Source organism: Nitratireductor thuwali (assembly GCF_036621415.1).
Taxonomy (GTDB): domain Bacteria; phylum Pseudomonadota; class Alphaproteobacteria; order Rhizobiales; family Rhizobiaceae; genus Chelativorans; species Chelativorans thuwali.
Window position 1 is genome coordinate 3374432 of record NZ_CP030941.1, and the last position, 22963, is coordinate 3397394.

Annotated in this window: 19 protein-coding genes; 10 read left to right on the forward strand and 9 right to left on the reverse strand. The window is 66.3% G+C overall.

The features are described 5' to 3' along the window. Positions 1-65 precede the first annotated feature (65 nt). On the reverse strand, positions 66-1457 hold the full coding sequence (gene thrC, locus NTH_RS16345) for a threonine synthase (protein WP_338531942.1): 1392 nt from the start codon (positions 1455-1457) through the stop codon (positions 66-68). A gap of 286 nt (positions 1458-1743) precedes the next feature. Here thrC and NTH_RS16350 point away from each other — a divergent pair, with 286 nt between their 5' ends. Then, the gene (locus NTH_RS16350) at positions 1744-2319 is read left to right on the forward strand and encodes a hypothetical protein (RefSeq protein ID WP_338531009.1); all 576 of its coding nucleotides are present in this window, start codon (positions 1744-1746) and stop codon (positions 2317-2319) included. 62 nt (positions 2320-2381) lie between these two features. Here the strand turns inward: NTH_RS16350 and NTH_RS16355 are convergent, their stop codons facing one another. Continuing rightward, entirely contained in the window at positions 2382-3071 is a 690-nt protein-coding gene (locus NTH_RS16355) for an HAD family hydrolase (RefSeq protein ID WP_338531010.1), read from the reverse strand. 98 nt (positions 3072-3169) lie between these two features. Then, a complete protein-coding gene (locus NTH_RS16360) occupies positions 3170-4807 on the reverse strand; it encodes a vWA domain-containing protein (protein ID WP_338531011.1) in 1638 nt (545 codons plus the stop codon). Positions 4808-4963: 156 nt separating this feature from the next. Here NTH_RS16360 and NTH_RS16365 point away from each other — a divergent pair, with 156 nt between their 5' ends. Then, the gene (locus tag NTH_RS16365; protein ID WP_338531012.1) at positions 4964-6097 is read left to right on the forward strand and encodes a site-specific DNA-methyltransferase; all 1134 of its coding nucleotides are present in this window, start codon (positions 4964-4966) and stop codon (positions 6095-6097) included. Here the strand turns inward: NTH_RS16365 and NTH_RS16370 are convergent. Together NTH_RS16370 and mutY are read right to left on the reverse strand one after the other, a co-directional pair. Then, positions 6079-6705 carry an HAD family hydrolase gene (locus NTH_RS16370; protein ID WP_338531013.1) on the reverse strand — a complete coding sequence of 209 codons (627 nt, stop codon included), beginning with the start codon at positions 6703-6705 and terminating at the stop codon, positions 6079-6081. The genes NTH_RS16365 and NTH_RS16370 overlap by 19 nt on opposite strands. Positions 6706-6713: 8 nt before the next feature. After that, positions 6714-7844, reverse strand: a complete 1131-nt coding sequence (gene mutY, locus NTH_RS16375) for an A/G-specific adenine glycosylase (protein ID WP_422392407.1) — start codon at positions 7842-7844, stop codon at positions 6714-6716. A 68-nt stretch (positions 7845-7912) separates the two neighbouring features. On the opposite strand from mutY, the gene NTH_RS16380 reads away from it, so the two are divergent. From NTH_RS16380 to smc, 3 genes are all read left to right on the forward strand, one after another. Continuing rightward, a complete protein-coding gene (locus tag NTH_RS16380) occupies positions 7913-8404 on the forward strand; it encodes a DUF721 domain-containing protein (protein WP_338531014.1) in 492 nt (163 codons plus the stop codon). A gap of 143 nt (positions 8405-8547) precedes the next feature. Further along, positions 8548-9249, forward strand: a complete 702-nt coding sequence (locus NTH_RS16385; protein WP_338531015.1) for a DsbA family protein — start codon at positions 8548-8550, stop codon at positions 9247-9249. 51 nt (positions 9250-9300) lie between these two features. Beyond that, positions 9301-12759 (forward strand): chromosome segregation protein SMC, encoded by a 3459-nt coding sequence (gene smc / locus NTH_RS16390; protein WP_338531016.1) that lies wholly within the window; start codon positions 9301-9303, stop codon positions 12757-12759. 313 nt (positions 12760-13072) lie between these two features. Here the strand turns inward: smc and NTH_RS16395 are convergent, their stop codons facing one another. Continuing rightward, a complete protein-coding gene (locus tag NTH_RS16395; RefSeq protein WP_338531017.1) occupies positions 13073-13420 on the reverse strand; it encodes a VOC family protein in 348 nt (115 codons plus the stop codon). A 276-nt stretch (positions 13421-13696) separates the two neighbouring features. Here NTH_RS16395 and ppdK point away from each other — a divergent pair, with 276 nt between their 5' ends. Continuing rightward, entirely contained in the window at positions 13697-16360 is a 2664-nt protein-coding gene (ppdK, locus tag NTH_RS16400; RefSeq protein ID WP_338531018.1) for a pyruvate, phosphate dikinase, read from the forward strand. A 184-nt stretch (positions 16361-16544) separates the two neighbouring features. On the opposite strand, the gene NTH_RS16405 is transcribed toward ppdK, so the two are convergent. Both NTH_RS16405 and NTH_RS16410 read right to left on the reverse strand, forming a co-directional pair. Then, positions 16545-16937: a DUF427 domain-containing protein gene (locus NTH_RS16405; RefSeq protein ID WP_338531019.1), complete on the reverse strand. Its 393-nt coding sequence runs from the start codon at positions 16935-16937 to the stop codon at positions 16545-16547. A 101-nt stretch (positions 16938-17038) separates the two neighbouring features. Beyond that, complete coding sequence (locus NTH_RS16410) at positions 17039-17404, reverse strand: hypothetical protein (RefSeq protein WP_338531020.1); 366 nt, start codon at positions 17402-17404, stop codon at positions 17039-17041. 270 nt (positions 17405-17674) lie between these two features. Here NTH_RS16410 and NTH_RS16415 point away from each other — a divergent pair, with 270 nt between their 5' ends. Then, positions 17675-19327, forward strand: a complete 1653-nt coding sequence (locus NTH_RS16415; RefSeq protein ID WP_338531021.1) for a long-chain-fatty-acid--CoA ligase — start codon at positions 17675-17677, stop codon at positions 19325-19327. Positions 19328-19374: 47 nt separating this feature from the next. Continuing rightward, a complete protein-coding gene (locus NTH_RS16420; RefSeq protein WP_338531022.1) occupies positions 19375-20160 on the forward strand; it encodes a DUF1499 domain-containing protein in 786 nt (261 codons plus the stop codon). 83 nt (positions 20161-20243) lie between these two features. On the opposite strand, the gene NTH_RS16425 is transcribed toward NTH_RS16420, so the two are convergent. Next, positions 20244-21143, reverse strand: coding sequence for an MBL fold metallo-hydrolase (locus NTH_RS16425; protein ID WP_338531023.1), 900 nt, complete (start codon positions 21141-21143; stop codon positions 20244-20246). A gap of 109 nt (positions 21144-21252) precedes the next feature. Here NTH_RS16425 and NTH_RS16430 point away from each other — a divergent pair, with 109 nt between their 5' ends. Together NTH_RS16430 and galE are read left to right on the forward strand one after the other, a co-directional pair. Next, positions 21253-21855, forward strand: coding sequence for a biotin transporter BioY (locus tag NTH_RS16430; protein WP_338531024.1), 603 nt, complete (start codon positions 21253-21255; stop codon positions 21853-21855). Positions 21856-21951: 96 nt separating this feature from the next. Then, on the forward strand, positions 21952-22941 hold the full coding sequence (galE, locus tag NTH_RS16435) for a UDP-glucose 4-epimerase GalE (protein ID WP_338531025.1): 990 nt from the start codon (positions 21952-21954) through the stop codon (positions 22939-22941). The last annotated feature ends 22 nt before the right edge of the window (positions 22942-22963 follow it).

A 22963-nucleotide genomic window follows, 5' to 3' on the forward strand; every position in this document is an offset into this window, starting at 1 on the left:
GTACCTTATGTACGTGCCGAGCCGGCTCTCAAAAAGCGCCATTTTCGCCTTGCCAAACCTCAATCTCAACGGACCTTCCGGCGGTTGATATGATCTTCCACCATTTTCAGGTCCGATGGAAGGACCGTATACTTTTCTTCTCTTTCCATGAGGTCGCCCAGCCACTCCGGCAAGGAGGGCGTCACGCCGCATGCCGCCGCGACGGCGGCCGGGAACTTCGCGGGATGGGCGGTGGAAAGCACCACCATCGTCTCCCCCTCGCGCCGCCGCGTTTCGGCCACGCGAAGCGCGGTGGCCGTGTGGGGATCGGCCAGATAATCGTTGTTCTTCAAAAGATCCCGGATCGTCGCGGACGCCTCGTCCGCTCCCGCCCGCCCGGCCTCGAAGCGTTCGCGTATGCGGGCCAGCGTTTCGCCGGTGAGGGTGAACCCGCCGGACTGCTTGAGGCTTTCCATGTTGCCGCGAACCTCGGCCGCATCCCGCGAGGAAGCCTCGAAAAGCAGGCGCTCGAAATTGGACGAGACCTGAATGTCCATCGAGGGCGAGGTGGTCGCGACCACCGAGCGGGTGGTGTAGGCGCCGCTGTCGAGGGTGCGGGCCAGGATGTCGTTCTCGTTGGTGGCGATCACCAGGCGGCCGACGGGAAGGCCCATCTGTGCGGCGGCATAGCCGGCGAAAATATCGCCGAAATTGCCGGTCGGGACGGTGAAGGAGACGGTGCGGTCGGGCGCGCCGAGGGTGACGGCCGAGGTGAAGTAATAGACGATCTGCGCCATGATGCGCGACCAGTTGATCGAGTTGACGCCGGCCAGTCCCACACCGTCGCGGAAGGCGTGATCGTTGAACATCGCCTTCACCAGCGCCTGGCAATCGTCGAAATTGCCTTCGATGGCCAGCGCCTCGACATTGGCCGCGCCGGACGTCGTCATCTGGCGCTGCTGAACGGGGGAGACCTTGCCGTGGGGAAAGAGGATGAAGACGTCGGCCCGGCTCATGCCGGCGAAGGCATGGATGGCCGCGCCGCCCGTATCGCCCGAGGTCGCCCCGGCAATGGTCACGCGCTCGCCGCGCTCGGCCAGCACATGATCCATGAGGCGGGCCAGAAGCTGCATGGCCACGTCCTTGAAGGCCAAAGTGGGGCCGTGGAACAGTTCGAGTATGAAGTCGGACGGCCCGCTCTGGACCAGCGGGCAGACCGCCCTGTGGCGGAAGGTCGCATAGGTTTCGCCGATGATGGATTTGAGCTTCGCGTCCGCGATCTCCCCGCCCACGAACGGCTTGAGGACGCGGAAAGCCACCTCTTCATAGGGCAGGCCGCGCAGGGCGCGGATGTCGGCGGCGGAAAATTGCGGCCATGTCCGCGGCACGTAGAGGCCGCCGTCGCGCGCCAGGCCCTGCAACAGCACGTCGGCAAATCCAAGGACTGGCGCTTGGCCGCGCGTGCTCACATATTCCATCGTCATCATGTCTTCCGGTTGTCGGGGCGATCAGGAGTGAGAGCCTGACCGAAAGCTCTGCCGGTCCGGTCCGGCGGGTCTTTCGTCCCCGAGAAGAAGGCTGGACTTGCCAATATTCCCCGATATTGCCTGCGTCCATCCCTCATCTCAGGACCCAAAATCCCTCGCCGGCCCCAGCCGCCGAATTCTCGTTCAGGCTCTGAACCAAAAACCCGAAATCTACAGGTCGAATTTTCGTCGCGCGGTTGGTATAGAGCATCAACCTCACCATAGGAAAGTGCAGTTCATGGGGCTTTTCGTGCAAAGCATTTCAAAAAGGCGCATCGCCGCCGCCGCCTTTCTCGCATCTTCCGCCATTCTCGCCGGCTGCCAGCAGGGCAGCGGGCCCAATCTCGGCATCGGCGCCCAGAACGCCGAACCCGCGGCGGAGGCGATACGCGAGAGCGAATTGCGCGCCTATTGCCCGCCGGTTTCGCTGCGCGAAGGCACCGCCTATTTCCGCACCTATGAAAGGGGCGCCGAAGGAGACGACAGCAAGATCATCTACCAGGCGTCGATCGACGACGTCACCCGCGCCTGCAAATACCAGGGGACGCCCTCGATCACGGTGGCCGTGGCCGGCAGGATCGTGCCTGGCCCCAGCGGCCGGGTCGGCACCATCACCATGCCTATCCGCATCGCGGCCATGCGCGGCGACGAGGTGATCTATTCCCAGCTCTTCAAGCATCAGGTGTCGATCAGCGACACGGCGGGCGCCACGCAGTTCCTGTTCACCGACCCCGACATCGCCATTCCCGGCGGCATAGACCGGGGCGTGCAGCTTTTCGTCGGCTACGACGAGGGCCCTTACGACACGCCGTAGGACGCTGCGCCTCGAACTGACCTCCGCCAACCCGGTCGAAGACCGCAGGGAGAGCCGGGACCTCAGATATCGGCCGAAAATTCCGACAGGGCGGCGATGACGCCGCCGAGGTCGTGCATGCGGCTGACGGTCGTTTCCGCGCCCGCCTCCATCAGCATGTCGGCGTGGCGGGGATGGCTGTGGGAGGCGCCGGTGAAGCCGATGACCCGCATGCCGGCCGCCCGCGCGCCGGTGATGCCGTGGACCGAATCCTCGACCACGAAGCAGGCGCCGGGCCGCGCGCCCATGCGCTCGGCCGCGTGGAGGAACACGTCCGGCGCGGGCTTGGGAAGCTTGCTCGGCGTTTCGAGCGACGAAAAGATGACGCCCTCGAACAGCGGGGCGAGCCTCGTGCGCTTAAGCATGGCGTCGATGCGCTGCGAACTCGAGTTCGAGCAGATGCATTTCTTGAGCGACAGTCCGGCGACCGCCTCGGCGACGCCAGGGATCGCCTTGACCTCCTTGCGCAGCCTGTCGTCCACCTTCGCTTCGGCGTGATCGATCAGCGACGCCTGGAACAGCATCTGCGCCTCCTGCTCGATGGACAACAGGATATCCCGGAAGGTCAGGCCGGAATAGCGCTCCGCGAGCTCCTCGGCCGAAATCTCATAGCCCGCCTCGCGCAGCATCTGCGCTTCGACGCGCGCGGCGACGATCTCCGAATCGACCAGAACGCCGTCGCAGTCGAAGATGATGAGTTCGGGGGAGGGCATGGCATATCCATTATCGGGGAAGAAAAAACGCACCCGCCAAATAGGCCGTGGCGGGTGCGATATCAATCGCCGGAACAGCTATCGAATGGCGCAAGCGGCTATTCGATGGCGATTTCCGTGCGTTCCCCGGCGGTCACGGTCACCTTGCGGCGCTCCTCCGCCCGGTCGCCCTGATAGGTGACGAGCACCTCATATTCGCCCGGATGGAACGTATCCTGCGCTTCCTCGCCGTAAGTGCCGGTGATCTTCTCCTGCCGGCCCTGGATGTTCTTCGTGGCTTCGAGGAAATCGATGCGGTAGGCGCCCGGCGCCGAGACGGCAAGCACCCCGGCATTCAGGTTGATCACAGTCTCCGTGCGCTCGCCGGCCTTGACGCTTACCGGCTGGCTTGCCTGCGCCTGGCCGAGCCTGGCGACGAGCAGATAGTCGCCGGGCGGCACGTCCATGCCGCCGCCCGGGCCGTACTGGCCGGTGATCTTCTTGCGGTTGCCGTTGATGTCGGCCTTGGCCGCTTCGACGTCGAAGCGCACGCTGGAGCCTTCCACTTCGGGACCGCCTTGCGCATAGACGGCGGCGGGGACCACGACGCCCGATCCTATGACCATTTCGACGGCGATGTCGGCGCCGGCGGCAAGCTCCATGCTCTCCTCGGCTGTGGCCTTGCCGATCTTGCCGGTGATGGTGATGGGACCGGCCGCCGCATAGACCGAGGTCTTGCCGTAGCCGCCGTCCTGGCCGCCCTCGAAAGCGACATCGACCCGCGCGTTCTTGTCGGCCTCGACATCTTCGGCCGACCGCTTCGGCGTGACCGTCACGCGGCCGGCATCGAGCACGGCGACGATTTCCTGCATCGTATCGGCCGACAGGTCGACTTCCTGCTCTTTGGTGATGCGGCCAATCCTGGTGCGGACCAGATAGCGGCCTTCGGGCAGGCTGGCTTCGAACACGCCGCCATAGCCGCCGGCCTCGCTGCTGGCCGACGGCCCGTCGGCGAGGATGGGATGGAAGTCCCAGCGCACCTCGTTGCTGTTTTCGAGCGCCGGACCGTCATCGGACAGCTTGGCCGTGGCCTTGACGTTGAACTCCAGGGACGCCGGCTCAGGTTCAGGCTCGGGCGTGGCGGCGACGGTGCTTTGCAGCGCCTCGGCCAATTGTCCGGCATCGTCTGCCTTGAAATACCGGCCGCCGGTGCTTTCGGCCAGGCACGCCACCTGCCGGCCTTCGTCGTCGGAAAGTCCGAAGCCGACGACATGGGCGGTGAAGTCGATGCCGGCCGCTTCGAGCTCGGCGGCGAGCGCGCAGGGGTCCGCCTCGCAGGTCTCGAGCCCGTCCGTGACGAGGATCACGGTGGCCGCGTCCTCCTGGTATTTCAGCGTTTCGGCGCCCATGCGCACGGCGTCGGTCAGCGGCGTCTTGCCCTTGGGGTTGAGCCGGTCGGCGAACTGCGTGATCGCCGCGGCCGTGCCGGGCGCGGGGGGAACGGCAAGCTCTATGTCCGAGCAGGAGCCTTTCTCGCGGTGCCCGTAGGCGATGAGGCCAAGTTGGCTTTCCTGCGGGACCGAGGCCAGGACCTCGCGCAAGGCCTCACGCGCGATCTCGATCTTGGTGACACCGGAAATCTGGCCCCACATGGAGCCTGATGCATCGAGGACGATGATGGTTTTGCCGGTCTGGGAAAAGGCTGGAACCACCCAGAACAGGGCGGCTAGGAAGGCAAGCAGGCGAACTGGTCGCATGAAAGTTCTCCATTCAGGAACGCATCGCATCCTTTCCCCGAGGCAACATTACACAGTCCGCCGGCGCCGGCAATTCGGCAGCCTCCTTGACGGAAAATTTACCCTCCTCGGTAACCATAACGGCCAGAATTAACAGTGTCAGTTTGAGGTTTGCGTATGTCTGCTGTGCGTCGCCTGGAGGAGCTTTCCTCCGCTCCGGCCAAATCGGAATGGCTGGACACGATCGTGAAGGGCGACTGCGTGGCCGCGCTTTCGCGCCTGCCGGAAAAATCGGCGGACGTGATCTTCGCCGATCCTCCCTACAATCTGCAGCTCGACGGCGATCTTCACCGTCCGGACCAGTCCAAGGTCGACGCGGTCGACGATGCCTGGGACCAGTTCGAGAGCTTCGCCGCCTATGACGCCTTCACGCGCGCGTGGCTGCTGGCGGCGCGCCGCGTCCTGAAGCCGAGCGGCACGATCTGGGTGATCGGCTCCTATCACAACATCTTCCGGGTGGGCGCCATCATGCAGGATCTGGGCTTCTGGATCCTCAACGACGTGGTCTGGCGCAAGACCAACCCCATGCCGAACTTTCGCGGACGCCGGTTCCAGAACGCCCATGAGACCATGATCTGGGCCTCGCGCGACCAGAACGCCAAGAGCTACACCTTCAACTACGACGCCATGAAGGCGGCCAATGACGACGTGCAGATGCGCTCCGACTGGCTTTTTCCGATCTGCACGGGGGGCGAAAGGCTGAAGGACGAGGAAGGCCGGAAGCTGCATCCGACCCAGAAGCCGGAAGCGCTGCTGGCCCGCGTGCTCCTGTCTTCGACGAAGACGGGCGACGTGGTGCTCGACCCCTTCTTCGGCTCGGGGACGACGGGCGCGGTGGCCAAGCGCCTCGGCCGTCATTTCATCGGCATCGAGCGCGACCAGACCTATATCGACGCGGCCCGCAGGCGCATCGATTCGGTGGAAAGGCTCGACAGCGCCAGCCTGGAAGTGGTGAGCGGCAAGCGGGCGGAGCCGCGCGTGGCCTTCGTCAGCCTGATCGATTCGGGCCTGATGCAGCCCGGCGCGCAGCTCTACGACGCCAAGAAGCGCTGGACCGCCAGCGTGCGCGCCGACGGCACCATCGCGGTCGGCCAGGAGGCCGGCTCCATCCATCGCCTGGGCGCCCGCGTCCAGGGGCTCGACGCCTGCAATGGCTGGACCTTCTGGCACTATGAGCAGGACGGCGAGCTGAAACCCATCGACGCGCTGCGTCAGGTGGCCCGCCAGAGCCTTCAGGCGGTGGGCGCGTAAACCGCGATCCCCGCCGCCTCGAGGTCGGCCTTGAGCTGGCCGGCGCCGGTGAACTGCACCGCCTGCCAGCCGGCCGCCCGCGCGCCCTCGACATTCTTGAGGCTGTCGTCGATGAAAAGGGTTGCGGCAGGATCGAGCCCGAACGCCTTGGCGTGATGGTCGTAGATTTCGCGGTCGGGCTTGATGAGCCCGATCTCGCCGGAGACCGTGACGCCGCGCGGCTTGCTGAGGAAATCGAACATCTCGCGCGCCTCCCCAAAAGTGTCGGCGGCGAAGTTGGTCAGCATGGTCACGTCATGGCCGTCCTCGATCAGGGCTTCGAGAATGGCGACCGAATCCGCGTAGTGAGGCACCACCATCTCGTGCCAGTTCAGCCTGAACGCGCGGATGAGGTCGGCCCGGTCCGGATGATCGGCGATGAGCAGCGCTTCGGCCTCGTGCCACGGACGGCCGCGATCCTGCTCCAGGTTCCACTCGTGGGTGCACACATTGGCGAAGAACCAGCGGCGCTCGTCTTCGTCCGGGATGAGGCGGGCATAGGGGAGTTCGGGATCGTAGTGGATCAGGACTTTGCCGATGTCGAAGACGATGTGGCGAACGCTGCTCATGGATCTTTTTACCCTTGCTGCTGTTTCTTCGTGGCGCCTTCTATAGCCGCTTCTATTGCTTTTTTCATGACGGTGGGAAGGGCCTCGCCGGCAAGTTCGGCCGGCATCGACCACCAGTGGCCGGGCGGCGCTTCCTTCTCCGGTATTTCGGCGCGATAGACGCTCAACGTAAGCCGGAAATGGGTGAAAGTGTGGGTGATGGCGCCGCATTTCTTCCAGTCGGCCGCGAACGGGGCCGATTCCAGCCCGGTCGAGCCGTCGATCCGCGCATTCCAGGCGCTTCCGGGAACCTCGCTCATGCCGCCGAGCAGCCCCTCCGCGCGGCGCTGCCTGAGCAGCACGGCGCCGTCCGCGCGCACGGCGACGAAGGCCGCGCCCCGCCTTTGCGGCTTGTCGGCCTTGTCCGGCTTGACGGGGAAGGCTTCCTGCGTGCCGGCGGCCAGCGCCTTGCAGTCGGGAGCCAGCGGACAGAGGATGCAGGCGGGGCGGCGCGGGGTGCAGATGGTGGCGCCGAGATCCATCGTGGCCTGGGCGAAATCGCCCGGCCTGTCGCGCGAAAGCACCTCCTCGACAAACGCCCTTATCGCCGGCTTGGCCGCCGGCAGCGGCGTTGCGATGGCGGCAAGCCGCGCGACGACCCGCTCCACATTGCCGTCGACCACCGCCACCGGCCGGTCGTGGGCGATGGCGGCGATGGCGGCGGCGGTGTAGTCGCCGATGCCGGGCAGTTCCTTGAGGCGGGCGACCGTGTCGGGGAAGATGCCGGCGTGGCGGCCGGCGACCGTTTCGGCGCATTTCTTGAGATTGCGCGCCCGCGAATAATAGCCGAGCCCGGCCCATGCCTTCATGACGTCGTCGACATGCGCCGCCGCCAGCGCGCCGATGTCGGGCCAGCGCCGCAGGAAGGTCTCGTAATAGGATTTGACGCTGGCCACGGTGGTCTGCTGCAGCATGATCTCCGACAGCCAAACGCGGTAGGGATCGGGCACGATGCCGGCGCGGCGGTCGCCGGGGCTGACGCGCCACGGCAGGTGCCGGTGGCTGCGGTCGTACCAGGCAAGAAGCCTGTCGGCGAGCGGCAGATCGCCGGTTCCGCATCCGGCCATATGGGCTGCGCGCCTGTCGATTTGCTGTGTCATGGAATGGTCGATTAGTCTAATATCGGGCCAAAGGAAATCATTATGGCGCATCGACTGGCGGTATCGGCATGACGGGCAAATGGCGTGGCGGCCATGCCGTGCCGGTGAGCGATCTGGCGAGCGCGCTGCTCGATCCGGTGCTGCGCCGGCGCGCCGGGCTTTCCATTGACCTCGTCCAGAGCTGGGCCGAGATCGTCGGCGACCGCCTGGCCTCGCGGACGCGCCCGGAGAAGATCGCCTGGCCGCGCCGGATGCACGAGGACGACCCCTTTCAGCCCGCGACGCTGATCATCGCCTGCGAGGGCCCTGCCGCCCTGCATGTGCAGCACGAGACGATGGAGATCATCGACCGGGCCAACGCCTTCCTCGGCTTCAACGCGATCGGCCGGGTCAGGATCGTGCAGAAAAAGGTGGAAACGGCAACGAGCCGGAAGCCGCCGCCGCCGAAACCGCTATCGGCCGATCAGAAGGAAAAGCTCGGCCGCATCACGAGCAAGATCGACGATGACGGCCTGCGCGAAAGCCTGGAAAGGCTGGGCGCCAGCGTGCTCGGCCGCTAGGCCCCGCGGCAACCGCTCGCGATTTCGTGAGCGGGCTGTGGCAATATGCGTTTGGCTTGGACCCGGCTTTGCCCTATTTCACGCGAACTATCGCTTTCCGCCGAGGGGCGGGTAGCATTCTCACAGGAACAAGGGTGATTCGCATGACCGGAACGATTTCGCGCAGGCGCGTTCTTACAACCATCGCCGCACTTCCGGCAGTCTCGCTCCTGGCGGCTTGCAGCGACAGCGCCGAGGCGCAACAAGGCAGCACCCCGTCCTCCGAAACAACGGCTTCCGTGGACGCGCCGGAACCGACCGGAACCGTCGACATGGAAAAGCTGCTGCAGCCGGGGCCGCTCGAAGACAAGGCGCTGGGCGCCGAGGATGCGCCCGTGACCGTGGTCGAATATGCGTCGATGACCTGCGGCCATTGCGCCAGCTTCCACAACAACACCTATCCCGCGCTCAAGGAAAAATACATCGACACCGGCAAGGTGCGCTTCATCATGCGCGAGTTTCCCTTCGATCCGCGCGCGGAGGCCGCCTTCATGCTGGCGCGCTGTTCGGACGACAAATATTTCCCGATGGTCAATGTGCTGTTCAAGCAGCAGGACAACTGGGCGCGGGCGCAGGATGCCAGCGGCGCATTGCTGCAAATCGCCAAACTGGGCGGTTTTACACAAGAGTCGTTCCAGGCATGCTTGACGGACCAGAAACTTCTGGACGATGTGAGAGGCGTGCGAAACCGTGCGGCCGAGGAATTCGGCGTGGACGCGACGCCCACCTTCTTCATCAACGGGAAGAAGTATTCGGGAGCAATGTCGATTGAGGAGATGTCGGCGATCATCGACCCCCTTCTCTAAAGGGGCAGGCCGCGCCGGCAGCACCATGCGCGCACGCGGGAGCATGCGCGCATGAAATTCAGCAAGCTCCGCCTGCTTGGCTTCAAATCCTTCGTGGAGCCCGGAGAGTTCGTCATCGAGCGCGGGCTGACCGGCGTCGTCGGGCCGAACGGCTGCGGCAAGTCCAACCTCGTCGAGGCGCTGCGCTGGGTGATGGGCGAAAGCTCATACAAGAACATGCGCGCCTCCGGCATGGACGACGTGATCTTCTCCGGCTCCGGCACGCGGCCCGCCCGCAACACGGCCGAGGTCACGCTTTTCCTCGACAATTCGGACCGCACGGCCCCCGCCAGCTTCAACGATGCCGACGAACTGCAGGTTTCGCGCCGCATCGAGCGCGAGGCGGGCTCGGTCTACCGCATCAACGGCAAGGAGGCGCGCGCCCGCGACGTGCAGCTGCTCTTTGCCGATCAGTCGACCGGCGCCCGCTCGCCTTCGATGGTGGGGCAGGGGCGCATCGGCGAATTGATCCAGGCCAAGCCCCAGGCCCGCCGGGCGCTTTTGGAGGAAGCGGCGGGCATTTCCGGCCTGCATTCGCGCCGGCACGAGGCCGAATTGCGGCTGCGCGCGGCCGAGCAGAACCTGGAACGGCTCGACGATGTGGTGGGCGAACTCGAAAGCCAGATCGAGAGCCTGAAGCGGCAGGCGCGCCAGGCTTCGCGCTTCAAGAACCTTTCGGCTGAAATCCGCAAGGCCGAGGCGGCGCTGCTGCACCTGCGCTGGAGCCAGGCGAAGGAGCAGGAGGCCGAGGCCAAGTCGGCGCTTTCCGCCGCCACCAGCCAGGTCGCCGAACGGGCCAGCGCCCAGATGGAAGCCGCCAAGCAGCAGGCGATCGCGGCCAAGCGCCTGCCGGAACTGCGCGAGGCCGAGGCCTCCGCCGCCGCCGCCCTGCAACGGCTGACCATCGCCCGCACGCAGATGGAGCAGGAGGCCGCCCGCATTCGCAACCGCGCCGCCGAGCTTGAAAAGCGCGTCGAGCAGATGAATGCCGACATGGCCCGCGAAGAGCAGATGGTGCGGGACAATGCCGACATATTGAAGCGGCTGGCCGAGGAGGAAGCGGGCCTGCGCGAGGCGGAAGCCGGTGCCGGCGGCCGCGAGGAGGAGGCGCGCCAGGCGCTGGCCGAAATCAGCACGGACCATGCCGGCAAGGAGGACGCGCTTTCGCAGCTGACGGCGAAGAAGGCCGAAGCCAGCGCCGTGCGCAGCCAGGCCGAGCGGGCCATCCGCGACACGACCGAACGGCGCGACCGGCTGGCGCGCCAGCTTGCCGATGCGGACCGCCAGCTGCAGGAGATCGCCGCGCGCATCGGCGCGCTTCCCGACCCTGCCGAAAAGCAGCGCGAGCTGGAGGCGGCGCTGGCCGGCCAGGAGCAGGCGGAACGGGATGCGATCGAGGCCGAACAGGCGGTGTTCGCCGCGCGCGCGGCCGAGAACGAAGCGCGCCAGCCGCTTTCGGAGGCCAGGACGCGGCTGCAGAGCATAGAGACGGAAGCGCGCACGCTGGAGCGCGTCCTGAATGCCGGCGACGACGCCAGGTTTCCCGCCGTTCTGGAACAGGTGCAGGTGGCGCGCGGCTTCGAGACGGCGCTGGGCGCAGCGCTCGGCGAGGATCTCGACGTGCCGCTCGACCCGGCCGCGCCCGCCCATTGGGGCGGAGCCGGGGCCATGGAGGACGATCCGGTATTGCCGGCGCCGGCCCGCGCGCTGTCCGAACTGGTGCAGGCCCCGGCCCAGCTTGCGCGCAGGCTGGCGCAGATCGGCATTGTCGAGCCCGAAGACGGGGCGCGGCTGCAAGCCCTGCTGCGGCCCGGCCAGCGGCTGGTCAGCCGGGATGGCGCGCTGTGGCGGTGGGACGGCTATCGCGCGAGCGCCGATGCGCCGACGGCCGCGGCCCAGCGGCTGGCCCAGAAAAATCGCCTTGCCGAGCTGGAAAGGGAGGCAGGGCAGGCGGCCGAGGCCGTCGCCGGCGCCGAGACGGCGCTGGCCGAAAAGGAGCAGGCGCTCCGCCAGGCCGTGGCGAACGAGCAGGCGGTCCGCGAGCGGCTCCGCTCGGCCCAGCGCGCGGTGGGCGCGGCCCGCGAGGCGCTGGCGCAGGCGGAGAAGGCTTCGGGCGAACTGGCAAGCCGGCGCAGCGCGCTGACGGAATCGCGTAACCGGCTGGCCGAGGACCATGGTGAGGCGGTGGACGCCGTCGACAAGGCCGAGGCGGCGCTGGCCTCCGCCCCGGATCTTTCCGAGCTCCAGGCGCGGCTCGACAGCGCATCGTCGCAGGTGACCGAGGCGCGCGGCAAGGCGGCCGAGGCACGCGCGGCCCATGAGGGCCTGAAACGGGAGGCCGAAGCGCGCCGGCAGCGGCTGGAAGCGATCGCCCGCGAGCGCCAGAACTGGACCGCCCGCGCCGAAAACGCGAACAAGCAGATCGCCGCGCTCGGCGAGCGGCGCGCCGAGGCAGCAGGCGAACTGGCGAAGCTGGCCGATGCGCCCGACGAGATCGAGGCGCAGGGCCGCCAGCTCCTGTCGCAGATCTCGGAGGCCGAAGCGCTGCGCAGGCAGGCGGCGGACCGCCTGCAGGAGGCCGAGACCCGGCAGGCCGAGCTGGACAAGCGCGCCGCCGCCGCCATCCAGGACCTTTCCAGCGCGCGCGAGGGCAGGGCGCGGGCCGAGGAGCGGGAGGCCGCCGCCGAGGAACGGCGCAAGGAGGCCGAAGCGCGCATCCAGGAGGCGCTGGGCGTGGCGCCGCATCTGGTCATCAGGCAGGCCGAACTCGACCCTGCCGGTCCCATGCCGGACATGGCCGAGCTGGAGCGCCGGCTGGAGCGGCTGAAGATCGAGCGCGAGCGGCTGGGCGCGGTCAATCTGCGCGCCGAGGAAGAGCAGCGCGAATTGAGCGAGCGGCTGGAGCACATCGTCTCCGAGCGCGAGGACGTGATCGAGGCCATCCGCAAGCTGCGCTCGGCCATCCAGAGCCTCAACCGCGAGGGGCGCGAAAGGCTGCTGGCCGCGTTCGACGTCGTCAACGAGCAGTTCAAGCGGCTTTTCACCCATCTTTTCGGCGGCGGCACCGCCGAGCTGCAACTGATCGAATCCGACGATCCGCTGGAGGCGGGGCTGGAAATCCTCGCCCGCCCGCCGGGCAAGCGCCCGCAGACCATGACGCTGCTTTCGGGCGGCGAGCAGGCGCTGACGGCCATGGCGCTGATCTTCGCCGTCTTCCTGACCAATCCCGCGCCCATCTGCGTGCTCGACGAGGTGGACGCGCCGCTCGACGATCACAATGTCGAGCGCTTCTGCAACCTGATGGACGAGATGGCGAGCTCCACGGAGACCCGCTTCGTCATCATCACCCACAACCCGATCACCATGGCCCGCATGAACCGCCTGTTCGGCGTCACCATGGCCGAACAGGGGGTGAGCCAGCTCGTCTCCGTGGATTTGCAGACGGCCGAGCAGATGCGCGAGGCGAGCTGACCGAAGAGTCCTTGCCGATGTGAGGACCGATGTGGTTGACGATCCCGAAAATGCCGCGCCTCCGATTGCGGCACCACCTTTCCACTTCGTCATCCTCGGGCTGTTCGACCCGAGGATCCATGCCGTGCCAGTCGCAAAGGCCGCGCCGCCCCCGGCATAGGGTTCCGGGTGCCGGAAGCGTTGGGCGTGGTCACAGAAGGAACGGCATGGATCCCAGGGTCTCCGCCTTCGGCTCCGCCCTGGGATGACGAAGGTTGAGGGGTTGCAGCCAATCACCGAGGCCGGCGACTTGCGGCATCCCGTGCGGCGAACCCTATTCCTCGCTCCACACGGCCAGTTCGTTGCCCGCCGGATCGGCAAAATGGAAGCGCCGGCCGCCCGGGAAGGAGAAGATGGGCCGGACGATCCTGCCGCCGGCATCCTTTACCGCGGCCAGGGTGGCCTCGAGGTCGTGCGAGTAAAGAACCGGCAACGGCTTTGCCGCGCCCTCGGCCGGGTTGCCGTCGAAACCGCCGTCGAGCCCTTCGGAAAAGGCGGAATATCCGGGCCCGTAGTCGGTGAAGCTCCATGAGAACGCCATGGCATAGAATGCCTTGACGCTGTCCAGCGTGCCGCCGCCCGCCGGCATTTCGATGTAATCGAGCTTGCCTGTCTCGCGCATGATGTCCTCCTGAATGTTCTTGATATGTTCTAATCGTTTTCGCCGCTTCGCGCAAGACGGGAATCGCCGGGTTCGACCGTTCGACAAGCTCGGGGCTGGGGGCGTGAAGACCGACGCTGCCGTTGCAGCCGCAGCAGAAGGAGCCGCAAGCCCCTTCAATCGATATAGATGCGGATGCGGCCAATGGCAGGCTTGCCTCCCGACGTGCCGCCGCCTATCGCTGCCGTACCGGCTGTTTTGCGCCGGCTCCGGCAACGCACCAGGGGGACAAGCGGCATGACCAAGTGGGTCTACAGCTTCGGCGACGGCAAGGCGGAAGGGCGCGCGTCGGACCGCGACCTTCTGGGCGGCAAGGGCGCGAACCTTGCCGAGATGTGCAGCCTCGGGCTGCCGGTGCCGCCGGGCTTTACCATCTCCGCCGAGGCCTGCGCCCACTATTACGCCAATGGCCGGACCTATGCCGCCGACCTGGAGGGCCAGGTCGATGCGGCGCTCGAAGAAGTCGGCCGCATCGCCGGGCGAAGGTTTGGCGACCCGCAACGCCCGCTGCTCGTTTCCGTCCGCTCCGGCTCGCGGGCTTCGATGCCCGGCATGATGGATACGGTGCTCAATCTGGGCCTCAACGACGAGACGGTGGAGGCGCTCGCCGCCGAGTCCGGCGACGCGCGCTTTGCCTATGACAGCTACCGCCGCTTCATCCAGATGTATAGCGATGTGGTGATGGGCCTCGATCACGACGTCTTCGAGGAGATCCTTGCGGAGGAAAAGGCGCGCCGGGGCTACGATGTCGACACCGAGTTTTCGGGCGACGAGTGGCGCGAGATCGTCGGGCTCTACAAGGCGCGCATCCGGGAGGAGCTTGGCGAGCCCTTTCCGCAGGATCCGAACGCCCAGCTCTGGGGCGCCATAGGCGCGGTCTTCTCAAGCTGGATGAACGCGCGCGCCGTCACCTATCGCAGGCTGCACGACATTCCCGAAAGCTGGGGCACGGCGGTCAATGTGCAGGCCATGGTGTTCGGCAATATGGGCGAGGACTCGGCCACCGGCGTCGCCTTCACGCGTAACCCCTCGACGGGCGAGAAGCGTCTTTACGGCGAATTCCTCGTCAACGCCCAGGGCGAGGACGTGGTGGCCGGCATCCGCACGCCCCAGAGCCTGACCGAGGCGGCAAGGCTGGAGACGGGCTCCGACAAGCCGTCGCTGGAAAAGGTGCTGCCGGAAGCCTTCGCCGCCTTCGTGAAGATCGCGGAAAAGCTCGAGGCTCACTATCGCGACATGCAGGATCTGGAATTCACGATCGAGCGCGGCAAGTTGTGGATGCTGCAGACCCGCACGGGCAAGCGCACCACCAAGGCGGCGCTGCGGATCGCCGTCGACATGGCCGATGAAGGGCTGATCACGCGCGAGGAGGCGGTCTGCCGCATAGAGCCGGCCTCACTCGACCAGCTTTTGCATCCGACCATCGATCCGGACGCCAAGCGCGACGTCATCGGCATGGGATTGCCGGCCTCGCCGGGGGCCGCCACCGGCGAGGTCGTGTTCTCGTCCGAAGAGGCCGAGGAGATGAAGGCGCATGGCGCGAGCGTCATTCTCGTCCGCGTGGAGACGAGCCCGGAGGACATCCACGGCATGCACGCGGCCGAAGGCATATTGACCACGCGCGGCGGGATGACCAGCCACGCCGCGGTCGTCGCGCGCGGCATGGGCAAGCCCTGCGTCTCCGGTGCCGGCACGCTCCGGGTCGACTACCGCGCCGGCACGATGACCAGCATGGGCCGCACCTTCAAGAAGGGCGATGTGATCACCATCGACGGCTCCACGGGCCAGGTGTTGGCCGGCGCCGTGCCGATGCTGCAGCCGGCGCTGTCGGGCGCCTTCTCGACGCTGATGGAATGGGCCGACGCGGCGCGCCGGATGAAGGTGCGGGCCAATGCCGAAACGCCGGCCGACGCGCGTACCGCGCGGTCCTTCGGGGCCGAAGGGATAGGCCTGTGCCGGACCGAGCACATGTTCTTCGACGACGACCGCATCCTGGTCATGCGCGAAATGGTCCTTGCCGACACGCTCGAGCAGCGCCAGGCGGCGCTCGCCAAGCTTTTGCCCATGCAGCGCGCCGACTTCATCGAGCTTTTCGAGATCATGTCGGGCATGCCCGTCACCATCCGCCTGCTCGATCCGCCGCTGCACGAGTTCCTGCCCAAGACGGAAGCGGAAATCGCCGAGGTGGCCGCCGCCATGGGGGTGGATGCAAACCGGTTGCGCGAGCGCACGGAAGAGCTCCACGAGGTCAACCCGATGCTCGGCCATCGCGGCTGCAGGCTGGCCATCTCCTATCCCGAGATCGCCGAAATGCAGGCGCGCGCCATCTTCGAGGCGGCGGCGGAAGCCGCGCGCAAGACCGGCGCGCCGGTCGTGCCGGAAATCATGGTCCCGCTGGTCGGCATGGCGGCGGAGCTGGACTTCGTGAAGGCGCGCATTGACGCGGTCGCCACGGAGGTTCTTTCAGCCGGCGGCGCGGAGATCGACTACATGGTCGGCACCATGATCGAACTGCCGCGCGCGGCGCTGCATGCCGGCGAGATTGCCGGTTCGGCCGAATTCTTCTCCTTCGGCACCAACGACCTGACCCAGACCACCTTCGGCATCTCGCGCGACGACGCGCCCAGCTTCCTTGAAACCTACCGGAAGAAGGGCATCATCGAGAAAGACCCCTTCGTCTCGATCGACGTCGACGGAGTGGGCACGCTCATCCGGCTGGCCGTGGAGAAGGGCAGGGCCGCACGAAACGGCATCAAGCTGGGCATTTGCGGCGAGCATGGCGGCGATCCCGACTCCATCCTCTTCTGCGAGGAGGTCGGGCTCGACTATGTGTCGTGCTCGCCCTTCCGCGTGCCGATCGCCCGGCTGGCGGCAGCCCAGGCGGCGTGCAGGAAGGCGTAGCTTTACAGATGCGTTTCGCCGTAGCGCGCCTGCGATGCTCCCTCTGTCCTCAGCTTGGCGAGGGGCGCGGGCATCTTCCTCAAGGGGGAGATTGGCTGGCATGGCCCGTTTCGCCATCGTGACCAATCCCCTTGCTGGAGCATGATCCTTTGCGAATACGGGCCTCCAGATTCGGGATCGTTGTCTAATCCTTTTTCGTCTCGATGGTCACCCGGTCTTCGTAGAAGGCGCCGTGGTCCTTGATCTCGGCCATCTCGTCATAGGGCGCTTCATAGGCCCACATCAGGTCTTCGCCCGGCTCTCCGGGCATGGCCAGCCGCCAATAGCTCGCATCGCCCTTGTAGGGGCAGTGCGTCTTGGTATCGGTTGGCTCAAGGTTGGCAAAGCCGATATCTTCGAAGGGAATGTAGAGGACCGGCGGATAGCCGTCCTCCTTCAGCAGCTTGGCCCTTATGGTTTCGGCGACGGCCACATCTGCGACCCTGACGGTCACCGATCCCGCAAAAGGCTCGACCGTGATCTTCTTGTCGGGATTGCGGGCGAAGCCGGGGGAGGGCCTGTCCGTTCGTTTGATCATGGAACTGTGCCTCATGGCGTTTCAACGGCATGGGTAGAACGCATGATGCGCCGGACGCGTTCCGGATGGAAGCGGAACAGGGCGCGTGAACCAGTCGCGATCTAGCGATCGTCGCCGTCCAACTGCTGCATGAGGTCGGCATAGGCCCGGGCGATCCTGGCGACGGGCAGTTCGCTCGTTTCCGCATCCTCGACGCGCAGCGGACCGCCGCCGGGGGACTGGGCGACGATGGCCACCTTGCGACCTTCATCCGAATAAAGCGCGACGGCGGCGACCCAGTCGCAATCGGCCACGCCATCCATGCGCATGTGAAAGAGCAGCTTTCCGCCAATGCGGTCGAGCGCCTGGCGCACCGCGCCTTCAAGGCCCTTTTCGAGGAGGTCCTCGTGCCGCAGCGCAAGCTCCAGCTCTACGATTTCCAGCGGAAGAACGGTCGGCTGGTCCATTTCGGCAGTTAACGTTTCCATGACACCTCACACTCCCCCGGCCCCGCAAGACGCCGGAGGCAACGTTCAGCCCCGCAATAAGTTCCCGCTAATGAACAGGTTACCGGAAGATTCGGGCGCAATTGCGCTACTGGACATTTCGGTTGTTCCCCACACAATGCAAAGTAGGCGGGGGCAAAGTAGACGGGGGCAAAGTAGACGGGGGCAAAGTAGACGGGGGCAAACTGGACGGCGGGCAAGTCGACGGGGGCAAGGCCGACGAGGGCAGGAGAAAAGAGGGAGGAGACATCGATGCACGGGCTGATGCAGGAATGGCCGCTATTGTGCCACAAGATCATCGACCACGCCGCAAGGCAGCATGGCGGGCGGGAAATCGTGACCCGCAGCGTGGAAGGGCCGATAACCCGCACCACCTACGCCGGCCTGCGCGACCGCGCACTGCGGGTGGCGGCCCGGCTGGAAATGGAGGGATACCGCCCGGGCGACCGCATCGCGACCATGGCCTGGAACAGCGCCCGCCATCTCGAGGTCTGGTACGGCGCGATGGGCATGGGCGGCGTCTATCACACGCTCAACCCGAGGCTGTTCCCCGACCAGATCGCCTGGATCATGAACCACGCCAGCGACCGGTGCCTGTTCGTCGACCTGACCTTCCTGCCGATTGTCGAAAAGATCGCCAAGGACATTCCCTCGCTCGAAAGGATCGTCGTGCTCACCGATGGGGAGCACCTGCCCGAGACGGCGCCGCAGGGGGCGGTCGCCTATGAGGACTGGCTGGCGGAGGCGCCCGACGGGTTCCAGTGGCGCAGCTTCGACGAAAGCGCGGCCGCCGGCATGTGCTATACCTCCGGCACGACCGGCGAGCCCAAGGGCGTTCTCTACAGCCACCGTTCGAACGTGCTCCACGCCATGATGGCGGTGATGCCCGACGCGATGGGGCTTTCCGCGCGCGATGTGGTGCTGCCCGTCGTGCCGATGTTCCACGCCAATGCATGGGGGCTGGCGCAGAGCGCCCCGATGGTGGGCGCCAAGCTGGTGATGCCCGGACCGCGCCTGGACGGCGAGGGGATATACGAACTGCTGGAGGCGGAGAAGGTGACGTTCACCGCCGCCGTTCCGACCGTGTGGCTGATGCTGCTGCAATATCTGGAGAAGACGGGAAGGAAACTGCCCCATCTCCAGCGGGTCGTCATCGGCGGCTCGGCCTGTCCGCGTTCCATGACGCGCAAATTCCAGGATCACTACGATGTCGAGGTCATCCACGCCTGGGGCATGACGGAAATGTCGCCGCTGGGCTCGTTGTGCACCTTCAAGCCCGAATATCAGGCGCTTGCCGGCGAGGAAAGGCTCGACGTGCAGGACAAGCAGGGCTTCGCGCCCTTTGGCGTCGAAATGCGCATCGTCGACGACGAGCGGCGGGAGCTGCCCTGGGACGGCCGGACCTTCGGCCGGCTTGAGGTGCGCGGCCCGGCGGTGGCGAGCGCATACTATGGCGGCGCCGGAAGCGAGCAGTTCGACGCCGAAGGGTGGTTCGACACGGGCGACGTCGCGCATATCGACCGGTACGGCTATCTCAAGATCACCGACCGGGCGAAGGACGTGATCAAGTCCGGCGGCGAGTGGATTTCCACCATCGAGCTCGAAAACCTGGCCGTCGGCCATCCGGACGTGATGGAGGCCGCCGTCGTCGGCATCCATCATCCCAAATGGGGTGAGCGTCCCCTTCTCATCGTCGTTCCGCGCGATGGCGCATCGCCGACGAAGGAAGCGATGCTCGACTACCTCCGCGGCAAGGTCGCCAATTGGTGGCTTCCCGACGACGTGGTGGTGGTCGAGGAACTGCCGCACACGGCGACCGGCAAGATCCAGAAGACCGCTTTGCGCAGGCAATTCGGCGACTACCGCCTTCCCGGCAGCGAAAGCATGGCCTCACCATTGCTTTGACCCGGCACGGCCGACCGGATAGAAGGCGGGCGGGCGAAGGCTGCGGGATGTCGATGGCTGGAATCATGGAAGAGCGCCGTGCAAGAGCGGCCGACTGGTCTCGCTCGGTGTCGACGTTCGCGCTCGTGCTTTTCATCGTATCGGCGCTCGCCCACCGCTTTGCGCTGCTGGAGACCGTCCCGTTTCTGTGGATCCTGGGCATTGTCGGCGCGTTGGCGCTGGCCGGACTGCTGCTCGCCCTTTTGGCTCTCGTGCAGATGTGGGAGCACGGGCTTTTGGGCCTGGGCGCGGCGGCGGCCGGCCTCATCGTGGCGCTTCTGGTGCTGACGCCTTACGCCATATCCGCCTATCGGCTCGCAACGCACCCGCAACTGGTCGATATCTCCACAGATCCGGTAGATCCGCCCGCCTTGCGCCGGGCACGGGATCTGCGATCCCCGCCGATGAACCCGGTCCAACCGCCGACGGCACGGGAAAGGGCAAGGCAGGAAAAGGCATATCCGGAACTGACGGGGCGGCGCTACGAATATGCGCCCGAAACCGTTGCCGCCGTCATACAAGGCCTCCTTGCCGATCGCGGCTGGACGGTCGTGAGCGGCCCGGAACCGGTTGCGGAGGGCAACGCGCTCTCGATAGAGGCGGTGGCCTGGTCCTACTTCCTCGGGTTTGCCTCGGACGTGGCGATCCGCGTGGAGGATCGCGCCAACGCCACCTATGTCGAGATGCGGTCGGCCTCGCGCTATGGCCGGCATGATCTCGGCGACAACGCCAAGCGCATAGAGCGCTTCCTGAACGACCTCGACACCCGCATGGAATCGCTCGAGGCTCTCTGAGATTCCAGTGCGGGACGCTGAACCAGCTCTTTGAGTCTACGCAGTCCGGCCGCAAGGCCGGCTTCCGCTTTTTCTCGAATGCCCTATGCGGGATGATAGATCCCGTCGATGGACGGTTCGCCTTCGGCTCGCGCGCGGCCGCGGGAAACCAGGTCCTCGAGATGAGCCAGAACGGACAGGCCGGCGGCGCCGTGCAGCCGGGGGTCCGTGTCGCGGTAGATCGCGCGAACGATCTCGCGGATCGTCCGGTCGCCGGACGACAGCCGCTCCAGAATGGCGCGTTCGCGCATTTTGCGGTGCGTCTTCAGCCCCCGAAGGAACGATCTGGGTCTTGCCACGGCGCCGCCATGGCCGGGCAGAAGCAGCCGGTCGTCGCGCTCGAGCATGCGGTCGAGCGAGGCCATGAAGTCCGACATGGCGCCGTCCGGCGGGGCGACGATGGTCGTCGACCATGCCATCACATGGTCGGCGGAGAAGACGATGCCGGTGCCTTCCAGCGCGAAGGCGCAGTGGTTGGCGGTGTGGCCGGGCGTGTGGATGGCGCGGATCGACCAGCCGTCTCCTTCGACAGTCTGCTCGTCCGCCAGAAACATGTCGGGCTTGAAATCCGTATCGGCGCTGGCGTCGAGCGGGTTCAACTCGCCTGTCCGCAGCGGCCTTGCCGCGCGGTGCGGTCCCTCGGCGCAGACCGTCGCGCCGGTGAGCGCGGCGAGCCGGCCCGCCAGCGGCGAGTGGTCGCGGTGGGTGTGGCTGACGAAGATGTGGCTGACGGGACGGTTGCCGATGGCGCCGAGCAGGGCTCGCAAATGGGCCTCGTCCTCGGGGCCGGGATCGACCACGGCCAGCGAGGATGCGCCGACGATGTAGCTGTTGGTGCCGTGAAAGGTGAACGGGCTCGGATTGTTGACGGTGAGGCGCCGGACGCCAGGCGCGACCTCGACCGGCTGGCCGTAGCGAGGGTCGAACTTGGTATCGAATTCCATTGCAAGCTTCTCTCGTGGGCAAGGCCGCGCGGCATGTTGCCGCTTACCATGGAAGCGAATATAGAGAAACGCGGCAATGCGCCCGCAAGATAAATCCCATGGAGGCCTCATGTCCCAGGCTATCGCTTCAAGACCGCTCGTTTCACTCGCGCTGCCCGAAAAGGGCATGTCCCGCCTGTTCGCGCAGGGCCTGATCGCCCTGACGGGAACGCTGCTGCTTACCCTGGCGGCCAAGAGCAAGGTGGTGCTCGGCCCGGTCGATCTTTCGCTGCAGAACCTGGCGATCCTGCTGATCGCCGCTTCCTTCGGCTTCCGGCTCGGCGTGGCCACGCTGCTTCTTTATCTCGCCGAGGGCGCCATGGGCCTTCCCGTCTTCCAGAGCACGCCTGAAAAGGGCATCGGCCTTGCCTATATGGTCGGCCCGACCGGCGGCTATCTCGTCGGCTTCGTCGTCATGGCCGCGATGGTGGGCTGGGCCGCCGACCGCGGCTGGGACCGCAACGTGCTCAAGCTCGGCGGCGTCATGTTCGCCGCGCAGGCGGTATTGCTGTTCCTCGGCTTTGCCTGGCTGGCAACGCTGATCGGCGCCGACAAGGCGTGGCAGTTCGGCGTCGCGCCCTTCATCCTGCCGGATCTCGTCAAGGCCGCGCTCGCCGCCTGCCTGGTCTCGGCCGGCTGGAGCGTGCTGAAGGCCTTCGGCATCGGCCGCTAGCCGGCTCCGGCATGCGATGAATACGGAAAGGGCCATGACCGGCCGGTCGGTGGCCCTTTTCACGTCAAACGCCAATCCTCTTGAAGGAGAGCCATCGTGGCGGTTCTGGTGACGGGCGGCGCCGGCTATATCGGCAGCCATATGGTCTGGGAACTGCTCGACCATGGCGAGGACGTCGTCGTCCTCGACCGGCTGTCGACCGGGTTCGACTGGGCCGTGGCCGAGCCCGCGCGCCTGGTGGTCGGCGATATCGCCGACCAGAAGCTGGTCGAGGAAACCATCGAGCGCTGTTCGATCGACGCCATCATCCACTTCGCCGGCTCGATCATCGTGCCCGAATCCGTCGCCGATCCGCTCGGCTACTATCTGAACAACACGGTGAAATCGCGGGCGCTGATCGAAAGCGCGGTGCGCACGGGCGTGCGCCATTTCATCTTCTCCTCGACGGCTGCCGTCTACGGCACGCCGCAAGCCAATCCGGTTTCCGAGGAAGAGCCGCTGAAGCCCGAATCTCCCTACGGCACGTCGAAGCTGATGACCGAGCTGATGCTGCGCGATACCGCCGCGGCCCATGACTTCGCCTATACGGCGCTGCGCTATTTCAATGTCTGCGGCGCCGACCCGAAGCTGCGCACCGGCCAGTCCACCAAGGGGGCCACGCACCTGATCAAGGTCGCCTGCGAGACCGCGACGGGCAAGCGCCCGCAGATGGAGGTCTTCGGCGACGACTATCCGACGCGGGACGGCACCTGCGTGCGCGATTACATCCACGTCTCGGATCTGGTGAACGCGCATTACCTGGCGCTTGAGCGCCTGCGCGCCGGCGGCGGGAGCCTGATGGCCAATTGCGGCTATGGCCGCGGCTATTCGGTTCTCGACGTGATCGACACCGTCAAGCGCGTCAGCGGCACGGATTTCGCCGTGAAGCGGAGCGCCAGACGCCCCGGAGACGCGGTGTCCATCGTGGCCAGCGCGGAGCGCTGCGTCTCGAAGCTCGGATGGAAGCCGCAGCATGACGATCTGGAAGAGATCGTCAGCCATGCCTTGCGCTGGGAGGAGAAGCTGGCGCGCCGCAATCGGCTGTAAGCGGGCCGGCTATAAGCGGGGC